This window comes from Ichthyenterobacterium magnum, assembly GCF_003610635.1.
In the GTDB taxonomy this organism is placed as follows: Bacteria; Bacteroidota; Bacteroidia; order Flavobacteriales; family Flavobacteriaceae; genus Ichthyenterobacterium; species Ichthyenterobacterium magnum.
Genome location: NZ_RAQJ01000005.1, coordinates 138,904 through 161,215, shown reverse-complemented (window position 1 = coordinate 161,215; position 22,312 = coordinate 138,904). Strand labels below are relative to the sequence as shown.

General features: G+C 30.6%; 23 protein-coding genes. 12 read left to right on the top strand and 11 right to left on the bottom strand.

The genetic code is table 11. The features are described from left to right. The first annotated feature begins 45 nt into the window (after positions 1 to 45). Positions 46 to 1,230, top strand: a complete 1,185-nt coding sequence (locus tag BXY80_RS12080) for a retropepsin-like aspartic protease (protein WP_120202288.1) — start codon at positions 46 to 48, stop codon at positions 1,228 to 1,230. On the opposite strand, the gene lipB is transcribed toward BXY80_RS12080, so the two are convergent. Genes lipB through BXY80_RS12065 form a run of 3 tightly spaced genes read right to left on the bottom strand, consistent with a single transcriptional unit; the run spans position 1,231 to position 2,922 of the window. After that, complete coding sequence (gene lipB / locus BXY80_RS12075; RefSeq protein ID WP_120202286.1) at positions 1,231 to 1,935, bottom strand: lipoyl(octanoyl) transferase LipB; 705 nt, start codon at positions 1,933 to 1,935, stop codon at positions 1,231 to 1,233. Between the two features lie 7 nt (positions 1,936 to 1,942). After that, entirely contained in the window at positions 1,943 to 2,728 is a 786-nt protein-coding gene (locus BXY80_RS12070; RefSeq protein WP_120202284.1) for a hypothetical protein, read from the bottom strand. A gap of 35 nt (positions 2,729 to 2,763) precedes the next feature. Beyond that, positions 2,764 to 2,922, bottom strand: a complete 159-nt coding sequence (locus tag BXY80_RS12065; protein WP_120202282.1) for a YqaE/Pmp3 family membrane protein — start codon at positions 2,920 to 2,922, stop codon at positions 2,764 to 2,766. A 183-nt stretch (positions 2,923 to 3,105) separates the two neighbouring features. On the opposite strand from BXY80_RS12065, the gene BXY80_RS12060 reads away from it, so the two are divergent. The 8 genes from BXY80_RS12060 to BXY80_RS12025 all read left to right on the top strand — a co-directional run bounded on the left by BXY80_RS12060 (position 3,106) and on the right by BXY80_RS12025 (position 12,695). Further along, positions 3,106 to 4,164, top strand: coding sequence for a response regulator transcription factor (locus tag BXY80_RS12060; RefSeq protein ID WP_120202280.1), 1,059 nt, complete (start codon positions 3,106 to 3,108; stop codon positions 4,162 to 4,164). A gap of 108 nt (positions 4,165 to 4,272) precedes the next feature. Continuing rightward, positions 4,273 to 4,713 (top strand): DUF1573 domain-containing protein, encoded by a 441-nt coding sequence (locus tag BXY80_RS12055; protein ID WP_120202278.1) that lies wholly within the window; start codon positions 4,273 to 4,275, stop codon positions 4,711 to 4,713. Between the two features lie 7 nt (positions 4,714 to 4,720). Next, positions 4,721 to 5,608, top strand: a complete 888-nt coding sequence (locus BXY80_RS14020; protein WP_211328353.1) for a thioredoxin family protein — start codon at positions 4,721 to 4,723, stop codon at positions 5,606 to 5,608. A 97-nt stretch (positions 5,609 to 5,705) separates the two neighbouring features. Further along, on the top strand, positions 5,706 to 7,997 hold the full coding sequence (locus tag BXY80_RS12045; protein ID WP_120202276.1) for a TonB-dependent receptor domain-containing protein: 2,292 nt from the start codon (positions 5,706 to 5,708) through the stop codon (positions 7,995 to 7,997). A 25-nt stretch (positions 7,998 to 8,022) separates the two neighbouring features. Beyond that, on the top strand, positions 8,023 to 8,517 hold the full coding sequence (locus BXY80_RS12040; RefSeq protein WP_147376131.1) for a hypothetical protein: 495 nt from the start codon (positions 8,023 to 8,025) through the stop codon (positions 8,515 to 8,517). Continuing rightward, positions 8,514 to 9,329 carry a tetratricopeptide repeat protein gene (locus BXY80_RS12035; protein ID WP_120202272.1) on the top strand — a complete coding sequence of 272 codons (816 nt, stop codon included), beginning with the start codon at positions 8,514 to 8,516 and terminating at the stop codon, positions 9,327 to 9,329. The genes BXY80_RS12040 and BXY80_RS12035 overlap by 4 nt, the downstream gene beginning before the upstream one ends. Before the next feature lie 142 nt (positions 9,330 to 9,471). Next, positions 9,472 to 11,166 (top strand): lysine--tRNA ligase, encoded by a 1,695-nt coding sequence (gene lysS / locus BXY80_RS12030; protein WP_120202270.1) that lies wholly within the window; start codon positions 9,472 to 9,474, stop codon positions 11,164 to 11,166. A gap of 275 nt (positions 11,167 to 11,441) precedes the next feature. Continuing rightward, positions 11,442 to 12,695, top strand: coding sequence for a fibronectin type III domain-containing protein (locus tag BXY80_RS12025; RefSeq protein WP_120202268.1), 1,254 nt, complete (start codon positions 11,442 to 11,444; stop codon positions 12,693 to 12,695). Between the two features lie 22 nt (positions 12,696 to 12,717). Here the strand turns inward: BXY80_RS12025 and BXY80_RS12020 are convergent, their stop codons facing one another. From BXY80_RS12020 to BXY80_RS13965, 6 genes are all read right to left on the bottom strand, one after another. Continuing rightward, positions 12,718 to 13,542 carry an alpha/beta hydrolase gene (locus BXY80_RS12020; protein ID WP_120202266.1) on the bottom strand — a complete coding sequence of 275 codons (825 nt, stop codon included), beginning with the start codon at positions 13,540 to 13,542 and terminating at the stop codon, positions 12,718 to 12,720. Beyond that, positions 13,502 to 14,380, bottom strand: a complete 879-nt coding sequence (locus BXY80_RS12015; protein ID WP_120202264.1) for an alpha/beta hydrolase — start codon at positions 14,378 to 14,380, stop codon at positions 13,502 to 13,504. The genes BXY80_RS12020 and BXY80_RS12015 overlap by 41 nt, the downstream gene beginning before the upstream one ends. Before the next feature lie 92 nt (positions 14,381 to 14,472). After that, positions 14,473 to 16,113: a dipeptidyl-peptidase 3 family protein gene (locus tag BXY80_RS12010; protein ID WP_120202318.1), complete on the bottom strand. Its 1,641-nt coding sequence runs from the start codon at positions 16,111 to 16,113 to the stop codon at positions 14,473 to 14,475. Positions 16,114 to 16,258: 145 nt separating this feature from the next. After that, positions 16,259 to 16,741 (bottom strand): hypothetical protein, encoded by a 483-nt coding sequence (locus tag BXY80_RS12005; RefSeq protein WP_120202262.1) that lies wholly within the window; start codon positions 16,739 to 16,741, stop codon positions 16,259 to 16,261. Between the two features lie 34 nt (positions 16,742 to 16,775). Then, on the bottom strand, positions 16,776 to 17,222 hold the full coding sequence (locus BXY80_RS12000; RefSeq protein ID WP_120202261.1) for a hypothetical protein: 447 nt from the start codon (positions 17,220 to 17,222) through the stop codon (positions 16,776 to 16,778). 22 nt (positions 17,223 to 17,244) lie between these two features. After that, positions 17,245 to 17,403 carry a hypothetical protein gene (locus BXY80_RS13965; protein ID WP_162843312.1) on the bottom strand — a complete coding sequence of 53 codons (159 nt, stop codon included), beginning with the start codon at positions 17,401 to 17,403 and terminating at the stop codon, positions 17,245 to 17,247. A gap of 154 nt (positions 17,404 to 17,557) precedes the next feature. Between BXY80_RS13965 and BXY80_RS11995 the strand changes: the two genes are divergently transcribed. The 3 genes from BXY80_RS11995 (at position 17,558) to BXY80_RS11985 (ending at position 20,097) form a co-directional block, all read left to right on the top strand. After that, positions 17,558 to 19,087 carry a hypothetical protein gene (locus tag BXY80_RS11995; protein WP_245977289.1) on the top strand — a complete coding sequence of 510 codons (1,530 nt, stop codon included), beginning with the start codon at positions 17,558 to 17,560 and terminating at the stop codon, positions 19,085 to 19,087. Between the two features lie 58 nt (positions 19,088 to 19,145). Continuing rightward, positions 19,146 to 19,616 (top strand): hypothetical protein, encoded by a 471-nt coding sequence (locus BXY80_RS11990; protein ID WP_120202257.1) that lies wholly within the window; start codon positions 19,146 to 19,148, stop codon positions 19,614 to 19,616. A gap of 127 nt (positions 19,617 to 19,743) precedes the next feature. Beyond that, positions 19,744 to 20,097 carry a hypothetical protein gene (locus BXY80_RS11985; protein WP_147376130.1) on the top strand — a complete coding sequence of 118 codons (354 nt, stop codon included), beginning with the start codon at positions 19,744 to 19,746 and terminating at the stop codon, positions 20,095 to 20,097. A gap of 47 nt (positions 20,098 to 20,144) precedes the next feature. Here the strand turns inward: BXY80_RS11985 and hemL are convergent, their stop codons facing one another. Together hemL and BXY80_RS11975 are read right to left on the bottom strand one after the other, a co-directional pair. Then, positions 20,145 to 21,431, bottom strand: a complete 1,287-nt coding sequence (gene hemL / locus BXY80_RS11980) for a glutamate-1-semialdehyde 2,1-aminomutase (RefSeq protein WP_120202253.1) — start codon at positions 21,429 to 21,431, stop codon at positions 20,145 to 20,147. A 4-nt stretch (positions 21,432 to 21,435) separates the two neighbouring features. After that, on the bottom strand, positions 21,436 to 22,233 hold the full coding sequence (locus tag BXY80_RS11975; RefSeq protein ID WP_120202252.1) for a glucosaminidase domain-containing protein: 798 nt from the start codon (positions 22,231 to 22,233) through the stop codon (positions 21,436 to 21,438). Positions 22,234 to 22,312 lie beyond the last annotated feature (79 nt).

The following is a 22,312-nucleotide window of genomic DNA, read 5'->3' as shown; positions in this document are numbered from 1 at the left end:
TATCAAATAAATAGTCGAATTTAGCTTGTGTAAAATTACTATACAATGAATAATTCATATAGGCTTTTAATCCTCATAACTTTCCTTTTTTCTTCAGTAACAGGTTTTAGTCAAAAACTAAGTAAAGGCACTTCAGATAAAAATTATTATACCGAAATTGCTTACGAATATGTAAACGATAAAATTATTATTCCTGTAGAAATTGAAAACAAAACCTATCGTTTTTTATTAGATACTGGAGCGCCTAATATTATTTCTGGTCAACTGCGAGAAACCATTAAAACAAAACGCAAAACTTCAATAAATGTTGGTGATGCAAATGGCAAAAAACAAAAGCTTGACCTGGTTGAACTTCCTCTATTAAAAATTGGTGGTGTTTCTTTTAAAAATACGCCTACTCTAGTAAATAAAAACGCACCAAATATTGTTTTTGATTGCTTTAAAATTGATGGTTTTATTGGTAGTAATATGCTTCGTAATTCTATACTTCAAATCCTACCAAAACAAAAAATAATAAAGTTAACTAACAGTAAAAGAAAGCTAGAATTAAACAAGAAACATTCGAGTAAACTTACCCTTATTGGCAATCAAGGCAAGCCTTTTATTTGGATACATATTGATGGCAAAAAAAATGCAAAAGAGCATGTTTTAATTGACACCGGAATGAAAGGTTTTTACGACTTATCTAATACAAATTTTAATATCTTTAAAACCAAAAATGTAATTAGTGAGAGTACAGAAGGCCAAGGAAGCATGGGAACTGGACTCTTTGGATCTGAAGAAAAAAGCAAATACCATAGAGTTAAAATTCCTGAGGTAACTATTAATAACTTTTTATTTAAAAATGCTACAGTAGAAACTACAAATTCTAAAAATTCAAGAATTGGAACCGAGCTTTTAAACCACGGAAACATGACTATAGATTTTAAGAATAAGCGTTTTTTTTACGAGCCTTTTTATAAAGCAGTAGATTTACAAGAAAAACAATATGGATTTAATCCTACCTTAATCGATAATAAGCTTGCCGTAGGTATTGTTTGGGACGAAGAACTAAAAAAAGATATGAGTTATGGCGACCAAATTATTGAAATTAATGGCGTTGATTATACAGACACAAATCTTTGTCATTTAATAAATAGACCATCAATTTTTAAATCCCAAAATACTTTAAACCTTGTACTTTTAAAAGCATCAGGCGAAAAGAAAACACTAGTACTAGAAAAGCAGTAACTAAGACTTACTTAGTTCTGCTTCAAAAAGCACTTTAAAATGCTTGAGCAATTTAGACTTTACTTCGGCTTCGTCTACCTTATCTATTCCTAATTCTACGTTTAGAGATGTTACAGCTTTACCGCGTATACCACAAGGAATCATGTTATCAAAATATCCTAAATCTGCATTTACATTAAGTGCAAATCCATGCATAGTGACCCAACGACTTGCTCTAACGCCCATTGCACAAATCTTACGTGCAAATGGTGTGCCTACATCTAACCAAACACCTGTTTCTCCTGAGCTACGCTCCGTTTTTAAACCATACTCGGCTAAAGTGAGAATAATCATTTCTTCTAATAAACGAAGGTACTTATGAATGTCTGTAAAAAAATTATCTAAATCTAATATTGGATAGCCTACAATTTGTCCTGGTCCGTGATAAGTGATATCTCCACCTCTATTAACTTTATAAAATGTTGCTCCTTTTTGAGTCAGCTGGTCTTCATTAAGCAATAAATTAGACATATCGCCACTTTTACCTAAAGTATAGACGTGTGGATGTTCAACAAAGAAAAAATAATTAGACGTATCTAAATTAGCATCTTCTCTCCTATTCTTGATTTTAGTGTCTACAATACTTTTAAAGACTTGCTCTTGATAATCCCAAGTATCTTTATAGTCTTTAAGCCCTAAATCTCTAACGTTTACAGTTTTATTCACGTGTAATTCAATCTTCTAAAACAACATCTAAATTCATTAACTCAGGTGATTTCACCATATCTATTAAGTTCATTTTTAACTTAACTGTTTTTCCATCTTTACTAATTTCAGCATTTTTATTAGAAACCGATTTTATTGCTTTAGGAAATTTGTAAACCAATGTATAACTCATAGTTTGAAACATATCTTTAGCTTCACCCATTTGAGACATTTCTTCGTTTAAAGCTTTTAAATCTTCTTCAGAGCGTTCTATATTTTTAGTTAGCTGTCTAGAAAATATTTTTCCGTCAAACTTAAAATCTACCATTTCTAGAGCATTCTCAGTTGCTCTAGAAATAGCACTATCATCCATTTTAGAAAACTGCGGACTATCTTTAGAGTTTATTTTTTTAGCTTCATCAAGCTTTGCTAATACTTCTGGTAATTCTTCTAAACTATTAAATGACGATCCAATACCTAAATCAAACACACCTGTTTCTTCATCCATACGCATTTTCATCACAAGTGCTTCAAGAGATTTTAATCGTTCTTGCTCTTCTTTAGGAAGTGTTGAAATACTATCTGCTTTTTCTCTTAAAAGATCTTTAAAATACAGAATGCTGTCCATCTTTTGAGGCTCTTTATCTTCTTTTGAGTTATCCATTCCCATTTCTTTCATCTTTGTCATCACTTCAGATAAATCATAAGTCATAACAAACTCTCCAGAGCCATCTTCATTAAAAGTAATTTCTTCAGTAAAGTTACAGCTCATAAAAAAGCATGCTGTAACAAGTAAAAAAACAAATTTTTTCATTTTAAATATTTAAAATTAAGATACAAAGATACAATTTATCTCTCAGGATTGTTGAGGATAACTAAAGCAGCAATTACACCAGGAACCCAGCCACAAAGCCACAATAAAAAGACGATTAAAATAGAGCCGCAACCTTTACCTATTACTGATAGTGGCGGAAAAAAGATGGCTAATAAAACTCTCCAAAAACTCATGGCGATTAATTTAATGATTGATTAAAAAAAACTTAAAAAGCTTTGCTTTTGAAAACCTTTTAGGCTGTCATTCCCGAGAAATCGGGAAGTTGTAACTGTTCGACGTGATTAATACGCTTTTGTTACATTTACCACAGTATAAAATCTATTTTCTATTAAAAGAAATTATAGTAGTTTAGTGCAATGCGAATAATTACTCTCATATTTAGTTTAGTACTACTATCTAACACGCTAAATGCTCAGCATGTATTTAATGGCAATATCGATAATGATCGTTGGCAGAATGAAGTTTATCTATCTGTAATTGAAGATTACAGAAAGATATCTAGCATTTATGATGAACAAATTATCTCTAAAGTTTCTACCGACTCTACTGGTTTTTTTCAATTTTCTGGAAATCAATTAAATCCTACTAACAAAATTTACAAAATCCATGTAGACAACTGCTCTACATATAGTCAGGGTTCAAATCATTTTGAAGGTCATTGTAATGACAGTAAGGAAATCTTGTTTATTGCAAAAGGAAACGACTCTATTCAATTCCCTTTATCTTTTGAAGACGAAATGTTTTGCAGCATTCAATCTACCAACCCAAAAACTTCGGCATTTATAAAAATAGACTCGCTTAAAGAAGACATGAGGTTTGCATATAGTGAATACCGAAGTGAAGCAAATCGTAAGCTAAATAATAAAAAATGGTTTAAAACACTTCAGGATTATGGCAAGAATCTCAATGAACCTATTGCAGAGCTTTATATATATTCGTTTTTGTCTGATCGCAGCAATAGTTTACACGAATACTATTTAGAGGATTTAAAAAATAATCCTTATTACAACAACCTTCTTATTAGATTAAAAGAAACATATCCTGATGCTTTATATACAAAGCAATACGAGGCAGAATTAACCTCAGATAAATATATTATTTCAACAACTACTAAAGACGCTAATATACCTTGGCATTATGTACTTATTTTGCTTTTAGTACTTTCTGTTTTAGGCAATCTCTATTTTTGGTTATCTATTAAAAAGCAAAAATCTAAAAAACTTAGTGTTGTAAAAGAGCAACTTACCAAACAAGAACAAAATATTCTTAACCTTTTACTTGACAGCAAAACCAATAAAGACATTGCCGAGGCACTTTTTGTAAGTGTTAGCACAGTAAAAACACACGTTAACAACATCTACAAAAAGTTAAACGTGCAATCTAGAGACGAAGTTAAATCGCTGTTTAACAAATAGTTAAAAAATTCAACCTAAGTACTAGTACTCATTTCCAACCCTAAATAGCCTAGGTTTTTAAGCTGTTATCATCATGTTTGTAATCTCATTAATCAAAAAACAAACATTATGTATCAATTTACAAATCAAATCAAAAACAACTCATTAAACGAGGTTGTACTATGTATTGCTTTTATTTTTATTTCGAGTTTTATTTATGCTCAAGACCTAGCCAATACTACTGATGTTGGTGTATTTTCTTTTGAAGAAGAAGAAATTAATTATGGAACAATAGCCCAAAATGCAAATGGCGAACGTGTATTTAAGTTCGAAAATCGTGGAAGAGCACCAATCGTAATTTCTAAAGTTAAAACCACATGTGGTTGTACTGTCCCGACCTACCCTAAACAACCTATTCTTCCTGGGCAATCTGGTGAGATTAAAATTAAATACGCTACAAATAGAGTTGGTCCTTTTACTAAATCAATTACTGTTATGTCAAATGCCTTTGAAAGCAAAAAAGTGCTTAAAATAAAAGGTAAAGTCTTAGCTAAAAACACTACAAAATAAATCAGTCATGAAACATTTAGCATTATTATGTCTTGTTTTGTGTTGCTCCATATTTAGTCAAGCACAATCCATAAATACTGAGATAGCAACAGAAGGAGAAAAGCCATTTTTATTAGGTAAGATTGATAAAAATGGGTTAACATCTAACAATTATAAATCATGGTTTTTTAAAAATCATGATGCTTACAAACTAGATGAAGCCAATATTAAAAGCATTACTCCTTTAATAGGCGATTTTAAAATCAAACTATTTATGGGCACTTGGTGTGGAGATAGCAAGCGAGAAGTCCCAAGATTTTACAAAATATTAGAAGCTTCAAACTTTCCAGTAGACCAGATTACAGCTATAGCTTTGAGTAGAAAGTCAAATATGTACAAGCAAAGCCCAAACCATGAAGAAGCTGGTCTAAACATTCATCGTGTGCCAACATTTATTTTTTATAAAGACGGAAAAGAAGTTAACCGAATTGTAGAAGAACCTGTTGAAACTCTTGAAAAAGACATCTTAAACATTTTAACTATAAACAGCTATAAATCTAACTATCAAATTGTTGCTAAAGTCAATTCAATATTAGAAAACAAAGGTATAAAAGGATTAAAAAAACAAAGTAAACTTTTGGTAGAAAACTTTAAAGGAAAAACAAAAAACATGTTTGAGTTAAACACCTATGGCCGTATACTTTATTCAACTAATAGAAACAATGAAGCCATTGAAGTTTTTAAACTAAATACTAAGCTGTTTCCTGACAACCCAAGAACTTACATAAGCTTAGCTAATACTTTAGGTGTTAATGGTAAAAAAGGAAAAGCTATTAAAGTGATGAAAAAAGCTATTAAAAAGTTTCCAGAAAACGAAGACCTTAAAGAGAATCTAACAGCAATAAAATCTAATTAAATTCTCGCTATAATTCAAAAACCGACATATCAACAACTAAATTTTTGGCTTCACTAAGCTTAAAGTAATAATCACATCAAAATTCATCAATATTTTTATGAGAAATCTAAAACAAAAAAAGGTTTTTAAGATTATTGTATGCGTATTATTAATAAGTCCTATTTATGCACAAGTCAAACTTGATGGATTTGTATATGATGAACATACAGATAGACCAATACCTTATGCAACTATAATTTTAAAAAATTCTGAAGATGCTTTTATTACTGGAGTAAGCACTAATGAAAATGGCTTTTATGAATTAAACTCAGAAAAAGGAAATTATATACTTCAAGTTAATTTTATTGGCTATAAAACATATACAAATCCTATTGACTTAAATAAAGATTTAACCAAAAACATTACACTTCTTACTGACGAATTACAACTTGATGAAGTAACTGTTATTGCCGAAAAAACTTCTGTACAACAGTTAATAGACAAGAAAATAATTAATGTAGGCAAAGATATTTTATCTAGTGGAGGAAGCGCCGCAACAGTTTTAAGTCAGCTCTCAGAAATAAATGCTGATGAAAATGGTAGTATTTCACTTCGTGGAAATGAAAATGTGCAAATACTTGTTAACGGAAAGCCATCTCCATTAGGCAATGCAGAACTATTAACACAAATTTCTGCTAGCGAAATAAAAACTATAGAGATTATTACTTCTCCATCTGCTAAATACAGAAGTGATGGATTAACAGGAATATTAAATATTATTACTAAAAAGAAATTAAAAACTGGTATTACCATATCAAATAATTTAGCAGTAAATTCTTTGGGTGCTTTTTCTGGAAGCTCATCTCTAGGCTATGGAAAGAAAAAAGTTAGTTATATTTTAGGAGTTAGCTATAGAAAAAATAAATCAAACTCAAAATATGAAAGACAGCGATTTGGTACTTTCCCGTATTTAGAAAAAAGTAAAAGTGATTATAAAGGTGATGTTTACCGTATTAACGCAGGTTTAGATTGGTTTCTAAATAAGCATAATGAACTATCTTGGGCTGCTCAGTATTCAGACAACACGCATAGCTCAGATATTGAAGGATTTATTACAGATATTAATTCAACTTTACAACAAAATATATTTAACAAGCATATACATCGTACGTTCAGAGCTAACGGAAACTACAGGCATAATTTTGAAAAAGAAGGTAATTTCTTTGAAATAGACGCGCAAATAACTAATAACAAAAACACCCTAACTGGGCTTTTCTTTCCGAATATTAATGCTATAGATAATATTACTAAAAACAAAATACAAACAACAGATTTAGCCTTAGATAATGTTAATCAACTCAATGAAACTATAAAATTAGAAACGGGTTATCTTTGGCATACCCGTAAACTGGATAATCAAAGACAGTTAATTGATGCTGAAACTTCTGAAGATAATTATAACTATAAATATGCAACCCACGCATTTTATGCTTTAACACATTTTAAACTAAACCATTTTGAAGTACAAACCGGTTTACGATTAGAACTTTTTAATCGTAATGCTAAGTTTGTTACCGAGAATATAAATGTTAATTCTAATTTCATTAACCTTTTTCCTTCTCTTCATTTTAAATATTCAGAAAACGATGCGCATACATTTGGACTCGGATTTAATAGAAGAACATCAAGACCAAGCATATATCAAATTAATCCTATTTCTCAGCAAAGCAATGAGTTTACATTTAGAGAAGGAAATCCAAATTTAGAATCTGAGTTTTCCAACAACATAGATGTTTCATATCAATATAAAAACAATACGTTTTCGTTCTCACCTACCTTGTCTTACCAAAAAAAGGAAAATAGTATTTATAGAAATCTACGAATCTCGCCAACAGGTGTACAAGTATTCTCTTATGATAATTATAGTGGCAGTAACGCTTACGGATTAGAAATTGCACTTACTTACAAGCCTATAAAGTGGTTAGATAGTAAGTTTAATTTTAATTGGAATTATGAAAGTCTTAATGCCTCAAGCGTAGATTTTTCTAGTGATTTTTCTCGAAGCTACCAGTTTACTTTCAGAAATGATTTTGGTATTAATGAAAAGCTAAAAACTAACCTCTCATGGAGATATCAAGGCTCAAGTGTTGGTCTTTACCAAAGAAGAAGCGAGTTGCAAAATTTAGATTTTGGGTTAAGATATGCACTGTTTAATAATGACGGTAATCTTAGCCTTAGAGTTACAGATATTTTTAACACAAGAGCATATCGAGGTCGAGAATTTGGCGAAGAATTTGAGCGTTTCACCAGTTCAAAACCGAGTTCTAGAGCAATACATTTAGCTTTTTCGTACCGTTTTAGTAAAGGTAGTATTGAAAAACGGAATAAAAAGAAACGAGAATATGAATAAAACTAAATTTAAAATAGGCTAACAAATGAGAAACATACTTTTACTAATGCTAGTTACATTTTTATTTAACTGTAACGAAACTATAGAGACAAAAAAAGAATATAAAAATCAAATAGGAGACACATCATTTAATCCAAACTTAGATAATCCTAAATTTAAATTTTGCGATTCTACAAAAGTCTTACACAATAGATCACGCATATCATATACCGGCGGAGAGCGCGCACTTGAAAGTGAACTTTTAAAACGGTTTAAATTTAAACCAGAATACAAATCCTTTAATGGTTATTTTATTATACGTTTTGCTGTTAACTGTAAAAATGAAACCGGTCGATTTAGAATGCAAATTCTTGATTCTAACTTTTCTCTTACAGAATGTCCAAAAGAATTAGAAGAACACATTCTCGCTATCACAAAAGAACTAAAACACTGGAATCATGCTGTACTAGAAGGCAAAGATTATGATTGTTATCGCTTTATAAGTATAAAACTAATTAATGGTAAAGTTCAAAAATCATGAAAAAAGTAATTCTAATCACATTTATAGTTAACATAACTTTCTCTTTTGCTCAAACAAATTGTTTCATTTATCCAGAAGGAAGTGGAGAACGAAAAGCATGCGAATTAAGTTATAAGGCTATAGAACACAAACAAGGAAGTAGAGAATCACAGATTTTGTTTGATTCTGCAATAGCTATAGGTCCAAAATTTGCTTGGGCGTATTATGAAAAATCTGTACCCTATTTTAAAAGAGGGTTTCTATATGAAGGTCTACAAATTTTAAATAAAGCAATTGAGTTAGAACCCATAGAATACTTATGCTATAGAGCATATTGGTATTGGCAATACAAAAATTATGAGCTTTGTATACAAGATTTAGAAACTTACTACGCATTACCTAAAGCATATATACAGTTTACACCTGGTGGAGAAAAAGATATGCGAATTATTTTAGCATTGGCTTATGCCAAAACAGGCAATTATAAAAAAGGGGTTGAAATTATAAATAGTTGCCTTAATAGCTATGAATCTGATAGCGATGCTGGTTTATCAGATTATTATTCACTTGGTATTATACACTTCCATAATAAAGAATACAACAAAGCAACAGAAGCCTTTATAAAGCAGCTAGAAGTAAACGGAAACATGGCAGACACTTATTACTTTTTAGGTTTAGCCTATAAAAATTTATCAAATATTGAGGAAGCAAAAATTCAATTTAACAAAGCGCTTTCAAAATTTGAAGATATAAATCGTAATCTCAATATAAATGCTGGTTACAAAGCATATCTGTCTGATGTTGTAAAAGAAATTGAAAGTCTTAAATATTAAATGCACATATAATTCTCAAAAAATATCTAACCTGCTTTCTATAGCTTATTTAGCACAACATAAGCAATGCAATTATTCTCAATAAATTTGCCCTCTAATTTTAGCAAATAATGTAATTTTGCAGTTCAATAAATTTATTAGAATGCAGCTTTCAGAACAAGAATTAGTAAGACGAGACAAACTTAGTAAGTTACGTGATTTAGGAATCAATCCTTATCCAGCAAATCTTTATCCAGTAAATCACACCTCAAAACAGGTGAAAGATGATTATAAAGACGATAAAAAGGTTATTATAGCTGGACGTTTAATGTCACGTCGTATTCAAGGATCTGCAAGTTTTGCCGAACTACAAGATAGTGAAGGTAGAATTCAGGTGTATTTTAATAGAGATGAAATTTGTACTGGAGACAATAAAAGTAAATATAATGATGTTTATAAAAAACTCCTTGATATAGGAGATTTTATAGGTATTGAAGGTGAATTATTTACAACTAAAGTTGGTGAAAAAACAGTGAAAGTTAAAGATTTTACACTACTTAGTAAAGCTTTAAAACCTTTACCTCAACCAAGAATTGATGCTGATGGCAATGTCCATGATGCCTTTACAGATCCAGAACAACGATACAGACAACGTTATGCAGATTTAGTTGTAAACTCTCATGTTAAAGACGTATTTATAAAACGTACAAAACTGTTTAATGCTATGCGTCAGTTTTTTAATGATGCTGGCTATTTTGAAGTAGAAACACCTATTTTACAGCCTATTCCTGGTGGCGCAGCTGCACGACCATTTATTACACATCACAATAGTTTAGATATTCCATTGTATATGCGAATTGCAAATGAGTTGTACTTAAAGCGATTAATCGTTGGTGGTTTTGATGGCGTTTATGAGTTCTCTAAAAACTTCAGAAATGAAGGCATGGACAGAACTCACAATCCTGAGTTTACAGCTATGGAAATCTATGTGTCTTACAAAGATTACAATTGGATGATGGCTTTTTGTGAGCAACTATTAGAGCATTGTGCAATGGCTGTAAACGGAAGTACAAAAGCAACATTTGGAAAACATAATATCGACTTTAAAGCACCTTATGCTCGTGTGACCATGGCAGATTCTATAAAGCATTTTACAGGATTTGACATCACCAATAAAACCGAAGATGAAATTCGTCAAGCAGCTAAAGACATGCATATTGAGGTTGATGATACTATGGGTAAAGGAAAACTTATAGATGAGATTTTTGGCGAAAAATGTGAAGGTAATTATATACAACCTACATTTATTACAGATTACCCAAAAGAAATGAGCCCTTTATGTAAAGAGCACCGTGATAATCCAGAATTAACTGAGCGTTTTGAGCTTATGGTTTGCGGAAAAGAAATAGCCAATGCCTACTCTGAGTTAAACGACCCAATAGATCAGCGCGAACGTTTTGAGCACCAATTAAAATTAGCAGCTAAAGGTGACGATGAAGCTACAGAGTTTATTGATTACGATTTTTTAAGAGCCTTAGAATACGGAATGCCTCCTACATCAGGAATGGGAATTGGCATGGACCGCTTAATTATGTTTTTAACCAATAATCAGAGTATTCAAGAGGTATTGTTTTTCCCTCAAATGCGACCAGAGAAAAAACAGATTGAAATGAGTGACAATGAAAAAGCCATTTTTGAGATTTTAAAAACTCAAAAAAGCATGAACCTAAGTGACCTTAAAGCACAATCTGGATTAAGCAATAAAGCTTGGGACAAAGGGATTAAAGGCTTAGCAAAACATGGCCTTAGCAAAGTAACAAAAACAGATGATGCCTTAATTGTAGAGGTTGTAGGTTAAAAATAAAACCATATAATATAGATAAAGGATTTACAGTTGTGTAAATCCTTTTTTTCTGGCATCTTGTAACAGGTATTAATACAAAAAAAATTATAGGTTCGTCACTTCATTAATATTCATTAAATTAGTAGTATACTTAAAAAAAAACTCATTAATAAGAGCGTTTAGCTTAATTTTATAGCAAAAAAGAGACTTCATATCGATTTAATATGTTATAAATCAACTTTTTTATTACTTTCGTTTCGCTATTAATAAGATTATATTAACCCCAAACCATGAAAAAACTCAGCCTAATATTTATTCTTTCCATATTTCTTGTTGGATGTTTTAATGACGATGATGATACCATTGCATTATGTGAAAAGGCAACAAATATATCATCAAGTGATATTACAGACACAACAGCAAATATAACTTGGGAAGATGCTAATAATGCATCGTCATATATTTTAGAATACGGCATTTCTGGTTTTGCCTTAGGTACTGGCACTGTTATTTTAGATATTGAAACTACAGCTACACTTAGTAATCTAGTAGCAAACACAACTTACGATGTGTATGTACAAGTTGTTTGTAGTGCGAGTAATGTAAGCTTGAGTTCTGATGTGTTTAGCTTTACAACATTACCAAATCCTGTAATTGCTGAGTATAGAACTAATTTATCTGAATTGAATCTTTTTACTGGAGATTTGGCTGATTTAAATCCTAGTATTTATGCTTTTGAATATGACTTAAACTCAAGACTGTTTTCAGACTATGCGCATAAACAACGCTTTATAGTCCTTCCTTTAGGAGAAAAATTAACTTATGATGGTGATGGCTTACCATTGTTTCCTGAAAATACTTTAATTGCTAAAACATTTTATTATAATATAGATGAAAGAGATGAATCTCTTGGAAAAAAAATAATAGAAACAAGAATTCTTATAAAACAAGATGGCAATTGGGAACTCGGTAATTATAAATGGAACGAAAGTCAAACAGATGCCGTTTTAGATACAGATGGAGGCGATGTTCCTACTACATGGATAGACTCAGATGGTGATACTAATACTATTACCTACAAAATCCCATCAAGTACAGACTGCTTTACGTGTCATCAAATTAACGGAAATGCAACGCCAATTGGCCCTAAGCTAAGAACTCTAAACTTTAGTGTTAATGGTACTAACCAATTACAAGCCTTAATTGATAGCGATTTACTAGATGGTGTTACCGATCCAAATACTGTAAGCGTTTTACCAGATTGGACCAACGACACAAACTATACCTTAGAAGAACGCACAAGAGCGTATTTAGATATTAATTGTGCCCATTGCCATATTGAAGGTGGTTATTGCGAATTGCAATCTAGCTTAAGATTAGGCTACGAAACATCGTTTGATGATTCTAACATTTATAGTCAACGTTTTCAAATTTCTGCTAGAATAGCTAATGTAATTCCTGGGTTTAGCATGCCATTTATTGGCACAACTATAATTCATGATGAAGGCGTTTCTCTTATTGAAGAATACCTAGATACATTATAATAGCAGGCATATTTTAAACTTCCTATTTTAATATCTCATTAATTGTTTCGTGATAAGCGTCATACGCATTTAAATTATTATGACTACCACCATCAATAGTTATAAACTCTACTTGCGCTTTAGGAATAGTATTAAATAATTTTTCGCCAGAACTATATGGTACAACAGCATCATCTGTACCATGAAATATATAAATTGGGCAGTTTACTTCCTTAATAAATTCGTTAGAAGGAAATCTATATTTTAATAATTGCGCTACTGGAAATATAGGGAAACGATGTTTAGCTACATCTACAATACTATAATAAGGTGTTTCCAAAATTAATTGCTTTGGTTTATTTTTTGAAGCAATAAATGCAGCTATTCCTGTTCCTAAAGAACGTCCATAAACAGAAATTTCATTTTCATTATAACGTGCTTTTAAATAGTTATAACAAAACTGTGCATCTTTATAAAAAACTGCTTCGTTTAATTTACCAATACTTTTTCCGTAAGTTCTATAATCCATCACCAAAACATCATATTGCTTAGCAACAAAATGCTCTGTAATTTTTCCCCAACGACTTAAATCTCCTGCATTTCCATGAAAATAAAGAATAACACCTTTAGGATTTTCAACTTTAAAATGGATTGCATTTATAACTGCATCACTATCTGTTTTTAAAAATAATTCTTCAAATGGATGTGAAAAATTATAGACATAATCTTGCTCTAAAACCGTAGGCAAAAACAATAGTTTTTCTTGTAAAAAATAGAGTGACGTTCCAATCATAATGTATAACCCTAAAAGAATTGCTAGTACTTTTTTAAGTCTTTTTTTTAGTTTTTTTTGAAGAGTGTATAACATTAATACTTGTGCTTTCTAAATCTATTGTTTTTGGTTCTCTATTGAGTATATCATCTAACATTTTATGATACGACTCGTAGTTATTTAAATTTTTATGTCCGCCACCAATAACTGAATGTAGTTTGGTAAGCTTAGGATTTATTTGTGATAATTTGACACTACTTTTAAAAGGAATCAACTTATCATCAGTACCATGAATGATATGAATTGGACACTGTACATACTTTAACCATTTATAGGTTGGCAAAGGATATTTAATGAGCAACGATAAAGGCATAAAAGGCATATAACGTGCTGTTACTTTGGTTAAACTATAATAAGGCGCATCAAGAATAAGCATCTTTGGATGATTGGTTGACGCTAATTTTGTAGCAAATCCAGAGCCTAATGAACGCCCATAAAGTATGATGTGATTTTCGCTTGTTTTCTCCTTTATTTTATTATAAACAACTTGCAAATCTCTTTTTATTGCTTTTTGAGAACGCCGCCCTGTACTTTTACCAAAGCCTCTATAATCTACCATAAATACATTATAACCATGTCTTGTAAAGTCTACAGCAAATTTTCCCCAACCTTTAATACTCTTAGAGTTTCCTTTTAAATATAACACAACACCTTTACTTTCTCCTTTCGGAAAAAAACGCAAGCCGTTTATAATGGCGCCATCTCTAGTTTCTAAATTATATTCTTTGGTAACTTGGTTTTCGTAATCAAACTGAAAATCTTTAGGTAGTTTTTCTGGCTTAAACAACATGTAATCTTGCAAATAATATAATGCTATACTTATTGCTATATAGATAATTAAGATGGTAACTATAGTGGATATCCAATAAGCCATTAAAAAAGGTTTACTGTAACAAGATATAAAATTAAAACTAAAAAAGGCTTTAGTAAAAACCAAAGCCTTTTTATAAAAATATCATATAGTGATTATAGACCTAAAGCTTTTACACCTTGATCAAAAATAACATCAACAGGAATATTAGCTTCACTTAAACGATCTAAATCTGCTTGAAGTTCTGGTGAAATAACTCCTTTTTCTTTAACTAATAAAGCAACACCATTATAATCTCCATTACCTTGAAGTGTTAAAATAACATTAGATAACTCTTCCATAGCGTCTTCCATTTTATCAAAATTTACTTTGTAAGTTCCATCTTGGTTTCTTGTAAAAGCGCCTTTTTCTTTAAAGAAATTAAAACGAATCATATTGGCTTTACCATGCGCAGATGATGCTCCAAAACGTACAGATCGGAAAATTCCTGCCATAAATGTAACCATGTTATCTTTTAGATCTTCTTTTAACTCACCTTTTGCATTTAGCTGTTGTATCATGTATAAACCAAGAATATCAGCCTTACCTTCTTCTAAAGCGCTTGAGTGCTCTTTAAGTGCGGTTCTTACTGTTCCTTTTCCGTTAATTGTGTTTTTTATACCAAGTCCGTGAGCTACTTCATGAAACATTGTATTAGCAAAAAACGCATCAAATGTAATATGCTTACGTTGACTTTCTTCAATTAAAACCTCAGATATTGGCACTAAAATCTTATCAAATTTAGCTTGCATTGCATTTTTAAGCTGAAGTCTACGTGTTCCTTTTTGCAACTGTACTTCTTCATCATTTGGTAAGTTAATAGCAATAGTTTTGCTTCCAGAATTACAATCACCAGCATAAAACACTACGTCGTATGCATTAAGATCACTATCTGTACCTGGTGTTTCTTTTTTATACTTTTCGTCAACTGGCAAGCCTACTTGTAGCTCTGGCAAATACGCACTAAATTTTGCTAATCGCTTACTCCATTCTTGATCTTTAATTAACACATAACCTTCGTGAGCTGCTTTATTACCAAATAGTTGATCTTCGTAAGTTTCTATTGGACCAATTACAATGTCTAGTGTGTTTGTTTTCATATCCATCCACGCTAAATCACTAGGTTGGTAATTATCATCTAGTAATGCTTGTGCTCTCAACTCAAGATATTTTTTGAGTCCTGCATCTTCTGCTAGTTTTGAAGCTTCAAGTAACAATACAGAAACTTCTTTAACTTCGTTTTCAAATTGTTTATGAAAAGGAATTGTAAATAGTTTTCCGTTTTCATCGCGACGTACAAAATTGTAAATACTAGATTTATTTTCAAGGTCTGCAGCTTCAAACTCTTCCTTTGTCATATCTTTTGGATAGTAGTTTGCTCCTAATGGTTTTGCACCAATGCCTTCTACAAATGAAGCATTACCATTTAAACGATCCCAAGGACCATAATTAATTTTAACGTAAGCTTTTGTATCTGCATCAGAAATAGAATTTAATAATTCTGTTTTATCACCATAAGACTCATACCAAAACAGATTATTCATTTTATTTGCTGCTTTGATAAGAATTGGAAGCATTTCACGCTCTTTATCTGTAATCTTACTTAAATCTGATGTGAGTTTTACAGTAACATATTTACTTAAGTTTTTTTCCATTTCAGTTTGCGATTCAACTACAGGTTCTACAATTTCTTTTTTCTCTTCTTTACAAGACAAAACAAATACAGAAATCATAAATAATACTATTACTTTTTTCATTAGAAATTTTGTGTTTTGATTTGTTTCAAAGTTAGCTAATTTGAACATTAATACAAGGTTCTATGTTTTTATTTAGACCTCGCAATAAATTTAAAACCTCGCAATTCAAAAAAAACCACGAGGTTTTGGGTTAACTAACCAATCATCAAAACAAAAAAATCATATAAACGATGATACCTTCAGCAATTCCTGTAACAATACTCATTCCTAAAATATCTTTAATCTTGCTTTTTAAGAAGAAAACGGTGCTCAATATTGCAATAATGGCCGCTAATAAAATTTCTAACGCGCCAATTTTTGATAGTAAAAAAGTAATTCCTGTAAAAGCAATAGTAATTCCAACTGTAATTAAACAGAACTTAATAATTTGATTCTTACTATAATTGCCTTCAACAAATCCTTTTCTTAAATCTCTAAGAATGGAGAGAATAAACAACAAAGGAACAACTGATAAAAAAGGAGCAAAAATGACTTTAATCCCTTTTACTATCGACAAATCATTATAGAAAAAAAATGCAATAGTTGTAAAAGCTAATAAACCAGTTACAATAATAGATTGAAACGTAAACAACAACTCTCTTTTACTAGAATTACTTTTTGGTTTTGAATGTTGAATAATTGGATTCATAATTTTAATTTTTGATGATTAAACTTTATATTAATTATGTGGATAAAAAGAATACATGCGTTGCTAATGCCAATAAAACTCCGCTTAAAATTCCGTTAACTCTTAAATTGTTATATATAATATAGTTAAGCACATAGCTACTAATTGTGGTTGAATTAATGAGATGAGCAAATATGAGATTGTCTTCTAACTTTTGATTTGTGAGATACTCTATCAGTTGCATAATAGCAACTCCTATTACTACCGCCAACACCAATAAAATAGTTGCTGGCTGTTGGTTTTTTAATTTATACTCATCTGTGTTTTTTGGTAAAAAATGTTCAATTAAAATAAAACGAACAAAAAATAACATTGGTAGCGGAAACAAAATAGATGCTATTATTTTAATCACATCTTTAAACGTTTTTATTTCGTCGTACCCTAAAAACACAAAATACATAAATACAACAACCGAAATTGCTATAGTGACAATAAATGCCATATTTACTTGCTTGAGTCTCATATTAAATCCCTAATACTGTAGAACTATTAACCGTATTATTTGCCATGTATGAAACACATTGGTTATAGCTTTTAATGATTTCATTAGAAATGGTTTTAGAATAGATTACAATACTACTAAGAGCGACTATAAATAATGTGACTTTAATAAACTGTTTCATTTTGTTTTGTTTTGATGATTACAAGGCAAATCTGCAACTATTCAAGCATAAGCCAAACACACTTTTAATTAAAAACTGACGATATATACTTATAATTATTAGTATTAATTACTATATTTAATATCATAACTGAATTTATACTGACGATTAAATAATGAATATAGAAGCTATTATTTCCACTTTTTCAAATGAAGAGCAACAGCGTTTCATATCTTACTTGGAGAAAAAAAACAAACGAAATGACACTAAAAACATTCAGCTATTTAAACTCTTAACAAAAGAAGAATTGTCATCTACAGCTATCTGTCAAAAACTTTACAAAAACAATAAAAAAGGAGCCTATCATGCGCTTCGTAAAAGACTTTACCAATCACTCATTGATTTTATTGCTAATATAAATTTGGAAGAGGAGAATTCTATAGATATGCAGATTATAAAATACATTTTGGCTTCGCGCACATTCTTATTACACAAAAAACCAATAGTAGCATATAAAATTCTAGACAAAGCTGAAACCTTAGCAAAGGAACACCACCTATTCCCTATCTTAAATGAAATATATCACACAAAAATTCAATACGCTTACACAAATCCATCTATAAATATAGATGAACTTATAAACGCTTTTAAAGCCAATCAAAAAAACCACTTTCTAGAAGACCAACTTAATATTGTTTATGCAAAGATTAGACAAACACTTAATGACATTACTTATAAAGGTGAGGTTATCGATTTTGAAATACTTTTAAACAACACTTTAAAAGAACACAACATTAACATTACTGAATCTATGTCGTTTAAGTCACTATACCAACTAATGACTATTGTTAGCATTTCTGCTTTTGTAACTAACGACTATTTAAAGATTGAACCCTTTTTGATTAACACCTACAAATCTATCAAAAACCACAAAAGTATTGACAAGCAGCTGTTCTATCACATAGAGGTATTATATATGATTGCTAATACTTTATTTAGGAATAAAAAATTTAAAGCCTCAATGCTATATTTACATGAGATGCACCAGCAAATGCAAACAAAACAAAAAAAAAACTATAACAGCTTTAAACTTAAATACAATTTGCTACAAGGCTTAAATCTTAACTATAGTAACCAGCAAGACAAAGCTATAGAACTGCTTGAATTGTTTAAAATACCTAAACATGCAGATACCGAATCTTTATTAGACATTTACTTAAGCTTAGTCATGTTTTACATTCAAAAAAAAGAATACAAAAAAGCACAAGGTATTTTTTCTAAATTTTATCACACAGACAAATGGTACACAGAAAAGGCAGGAAAAGAATGGGTTATTAAAAAAAATCTTATCGAAATCATACTACATATAGAATTACAAAATATTGACTTGGTAGAATCTCGTCTTTTAAGCTTCAAACGTAATTATTACAAATATTTAAAACAAATTAATCAAAAACGCGTCATTACCTATTTAAACTTAGTTGAGTCTTACTACAAGCAACCTCAAGATGTCACTTCCATAGAATTTAAAGATAAAGTCAAACAGTCTTTTAAATGGATTGAAGCCAACCGTGAAGACATATTTGTTATGAGTTTCTATGCTTGGCTAAAAAGTAAAATGGAAAACAAACCATTATATACAACAACCTTAAACTTAATTAAAAAAAGTAAAAACGTTAATAAGGCGTTAAAACTAACAAACTAATTAAACCTTAGTTGTTTAAAAAAGTCAAAGAAGCAACAAACATAAAAACAGTTATATAATGAAAAAATTAATCCTAATAGCAATCGCTTTAGTAACATTACAAGTTTCTGCTCAAGACAAAAAAAGAGATCATCAAAAAGGAGACAAGCATGAAAGAAAAGAAATGCTAAAAGATTTCTCTGCCGAAGAAATAGCTACACTTAAAACAAAAAAAATGACTTTACATTTAGATCTAACTAAAGCACAACAAAAAGAGATTCACGCCTTAAATTTAGAACAAGCTAAAGCAAAAAAGGTTAAAATGGCAGAAAGAGAAAAAAAGATGGAAGGCAAAGAAATGCAAAAACCATCAAAAGATGAAAAGCTTAAAATGATGAACGAGCGATTAGATCATCAAATTGCTACAAAACAAAAAATGAAAACAATATTAAATGCTGAACAATTTGAAAAATTTGAAAAAATGCAAAGCAAACGTCATTCGCAAAAAGGGAAAAAGAAACATATGAAAGCACATAACAAAAGACATTAATTTTGGTTGGTTGATTTAGTTTTTGTTAGCAAAAAGCATTGATTTAAAAATCGGTGCTTTTTTTATTGCTTCTATTTAACAAAAAATCATTAATTTAGTCATTCAAAATTATTTAACAATTTAGATGATGAAAAAATTAATTACCCTTTGCTTCTTTGCTATAACTATGCTAATTAATGTGCAAGAAGTAAACGCACAAAGTCCTTCTCAGATTAACCAAACTGCGATTGAAAAAACCAAAACAATAAAAAGTGCTTTTAAAGCTCAAAACATTGGTTTAGAAAAAAGCAAATTAGACGGCATATATGAAGCTTATAGAGTTTACTTAAAGGCTACATATAATATCAATAGAGAAACACAAACTAATGCTGAAGCAATGCAAAAATTAGATTCAGATTTAGACAACACTTTAAAGGAATTATTATCAAAAGAACAATTTAGCTTTTATTTAAAAGCGTTTAGAGCAGAGGCTTATAAATAGCTATTATAGTATAAAATAAAAAAGCGGCTTAAAGCCGCTTTTTTATTTTATAAGTTTTGTGTTACTTTATTTACTGCTGCAATAGTCTTATCTAAATCATCATAAGACAAAGCATCGCTAATAAACCATGTTTCAAAGGCGCTTGGCGCGATATACACACCTTCATTTAGCATCCCATGAAAAAAAGCTTTAAAAGTATCATTATTCCCTTTTGCCGACGTTTCAAAATCTACAACTTCATCAGCAGTAAAATGAATAGATATCATTGACCCAACTCTATTTATAGTGTGTTCAATATTATTCTTTTTTAAGGTTTCTGCACATCCTTTGTGTAAGTATTCAGTTTTTTTAGCTAATCGTTCAAAAACCTCTGTATCATTATTAAGTGTTGTTAACATTGCTAATCCTGCTGCCATTGCTAACGGATTACCACTTAAAGTTCCTGCTTGATATACAGGGCCAAGTGGTGCTAAATGGCTCATAATTTCATTACGAGCAGCAAAAGCACCAACAGGCAAACCGCCTCCAATTACCTTACCAAAACAAACAATATCTGCATTAATATCAAACAACTGTTGCGCGCCTCCTTTAGCTAACCTAAATCCAGTCATAACTTCATCAAAAACAAGAAGTATATTATGCATATCACACAACTCTCGCAATGCTTTTAAAAAATCATTCTTTGGAGGAATACAACCCATATTACCAGCAACGGGTTCTATAATAATACAAGCAATTTCTGCTTTATTAGTTTCAATAAGTTGTTTTACATGTTCAATATCATTGTATCTAGCCAACAATGTATCCTTTGCTGTACCTTGAGTTACACCAGGACTATTTGGAGTTCCAAAAGTAATTGCTCCGCTTCCTGCTTGAATTAAAAAGGCATCACTATGCCCATGGTAGCAACCAGCAAACTTTATAATTTTATCCTTTTTTGTAAAACCTCTTGCCAAACGCACTGCACTCATACATGCTTCTGTTCCAGAATTTACAAAACGTATTTTATCTATATTTGGAACCATAGAAACTGCTAATTCTGCAATTTTAGTTTCAATCTCTGTAGGCATACCAAATGATGTTCCTTGCTTAGCTTTTTCAATAACAGCATCTACAACTGGGTCGAAAGCATGACCTAAAATCATTGGCCCCCAAGAATTAATGTAATCTATATATCTGTTTTCATCTTCATCAAATACATAAGCTCCTTTTGCTGATTTAGCAAAAATTGGCGTGCCTCCAACACCTTTAAATGCTCTAACTGGTGAATTTACGCCTCCAGGAATAACTTGTTCTGCTTGCTTAAATAAAGCACTACTACGTTTATATAACATGGAATTAATTAGATTTTATAATGAGTGTTTGTCCGATGTTTAAATCGTTATTTTTTAATTTATTAAGTCGCTTTAAATCTTCTACTGAAATATTATATCGTTTAGATAAGGAATATAATGTATCCCCTTTTACAACTTGATGTTTATTCTTTTTAACAGGAATACGTTCAGAAGGTTTTCCTAAAACATTAGCATCATATTCATAAAGCTTATAGCGTTCTATTAAACTAATTAATTTTTGAGGGTATTTACGATCCGTAGCATATCCTGCTGCTCGCAAGCCTTTTGCCCAAGATTTATAATCGTCTTGTTTAAATTGAAATAATTTTGAATAACGTCTGCGAGTAGTTAAAAATTTTGAATGATCTTCAAAAGAAGATTTGGCATGATTATACTTTCTGAAACATTCTTGAGACGCATCATCATCATGATATATTTTTTTTCCTTTCCATCCATGACATTTTATCCCAAAATGATTATTAGCTTTTACTGCTAATCGCCCTTTACCAGACCCAGATTCTAAAATTCCTTGAGCTAAAGTTATACTTGCTGGAATTTTGTATTTACGCATTTCTATCATAGCAATTGTTTTATAATTTGCTATATACGTTTCGGTAGCGTTTAATTTAGAGTTTTTAACTGGAGATGAGGCAACTACCTCGTTAGTGTTTGAACTCTCAGATTTAGTAGAAACTTGTTCGGTTTCAGGCTTATTCGGTTTCTTTTTGGTTACAATACGTTTTTTTGATTTACAACCTATAAGTAGCAATCCAAAAACTAAAATAACAAGTATTCTTTTCATGTGTTATATATATTATTCTTTAACGGTCACATGCTGTTCGCTTTTAATCACTCTCTTAGGCGATAAACTTTTTAGCATG

Coding starts and splice junctions, on each gene's coding strand:
- BXY80_RS12080 (WP_120202288.1), top strand. CDS start 46: ATGAATAATTCATATAGGCTTTTAATCCTCATAACTTTCCTTTTTTCT.
- BXY80_RS12070 (WP_120202284.1), bottom strand. CDS start 2,728: ATGAAAAAATTTGTTTTTTTACTTGTTACAGCATGCTTTTTTATGAGC.
- BXY80_RS12065 (WP_120202282.1), bottom strand. CDS start 2,922: ATGAGTTTTTGGAGAGTTTTATTAGCCATCTTTTTTCCGCCACTATCA.
- BXY80_RS12060 (WP_120202280.1), top strand. CDS start 3,106: ATGCGAATAATTACTCTCATATTTAGTTTAGTACTACTATCTAACACG.
- BXY80_RS12055 (WP_120202278.1), top strand. CDS start 4,273: ATGTATCAATTTACAAATCAAATCAAAAACAACTCATTAAACGAGGTT.
- BXY80_RS14020 (WP_211328353.1), top strand. CDS start 4,721: ATGAAACATTTAGCATTATTATGTCTTGTTTTGTGTTGCTCCATATTT.
- BXY80_RS12045 (WP_120202276.1), top strand. CDS start 5,706: ATGAGAAATCTAAAACAAAAAAAGGTTTTTAAGATTATTGTATGCGTA.
- BXY80_RS12040 (WP_147376131.1), top strand. CDS start 8,023: ATGAGAAACATACTTTTACTAATGCTAGTTACATTTTTATTTAACTGT.
- BXY80_RS12035 (WP_120202272.1), top strand. CDS start 8,514: ATGAAAAAAGTAATTCTAATCACATTTATAGTTAACATAACTTTCTCT.
- lysS (WP_120202270.1), top strand. CDS start 9,472: ATGCAGCTTTCAGAACAAGAATTAGTAAGACGAGACAAACTTAGTAAG.
- BXY80_RS12025 (WP_120202268.1), top strand. CDS start 11,442: ATGAAAAAACTCAGCCTAATATTTATTCTTTCCATATTTCTTGTTGGA.
- BXY80_RS12020 (WP_120202266.1), bottom strand. CDS start 13,542: ATGTTATACACTCTTCAAAAAAAACTAAAAAAAAGACTTAAAAAAGTA.
- BXY80_RS12015 (WP_120202264.1), bottom strand. CDS start 14,380: ATGGCTTATTGGATATCCACTATAGTTACCATCTTAATTATCTATATA.
- BXY80_RS12010 (WP_120202318.1), bottom strand. CDS start 16,113: ATGAAAAAAGTAATAGTATTATTTATGATTTCTGTATTTGTTTTGTCT.
- BXY80_RS12005 (WP_120202262.1), bottom strand. CDS start 16,741: ATGAATCCAATTATTCAACATTCAAAACCAAAAAGTAATTCTAGTAAA.
- BXY80_RS12000 (WP_120202261.1), bottom strand. CDS start 17,222: ATGGCATTTATTGTCACTATAGCAATTTCGGTTGTTGTATTTATGTAT.
- BXY80_RS13965 (WP_162843312.1), bottom strand. CDS start 17,403: ATGAAACAGTTTATTAAAGTCACATTATTTATAGTCGCTCTTAGTAGT.
- BXY80_RS11995 (WP_245977289.1), top strand. CDS start 17,558: ATGAATATAGAAGCTATTATTTCCACTTTTTCAAATGAAGAGCAACAG.
- BXY80_RS11990 (WP_120202257.1), top strand. CDS start 19,146: ATGAAAAAATTAATCCTAATAGCAATCGCTTTAGTAACATTACAAGTT.
- BXY80_RS11985 (WP_147376130.1), top strand. CDS start 19,744: ATGAAAAAATTAATTACCCTTTGCTTCTTTGCTATAACTATGCTAATT.
- hemL (WP_120202253.1), bottom strand. CDS start 21,431: ATGTTATATAAACGTAGTAGTGCTTTATTTAAGCAAGCAGAACAAGTT.
- BXY80_RS11975 (WP_120202252.1), bottom strand. CDS start 22,233: ATGAAAAGAATACTTGTTATTTTAGTTTTTGGATTGCTACTTATAGGT.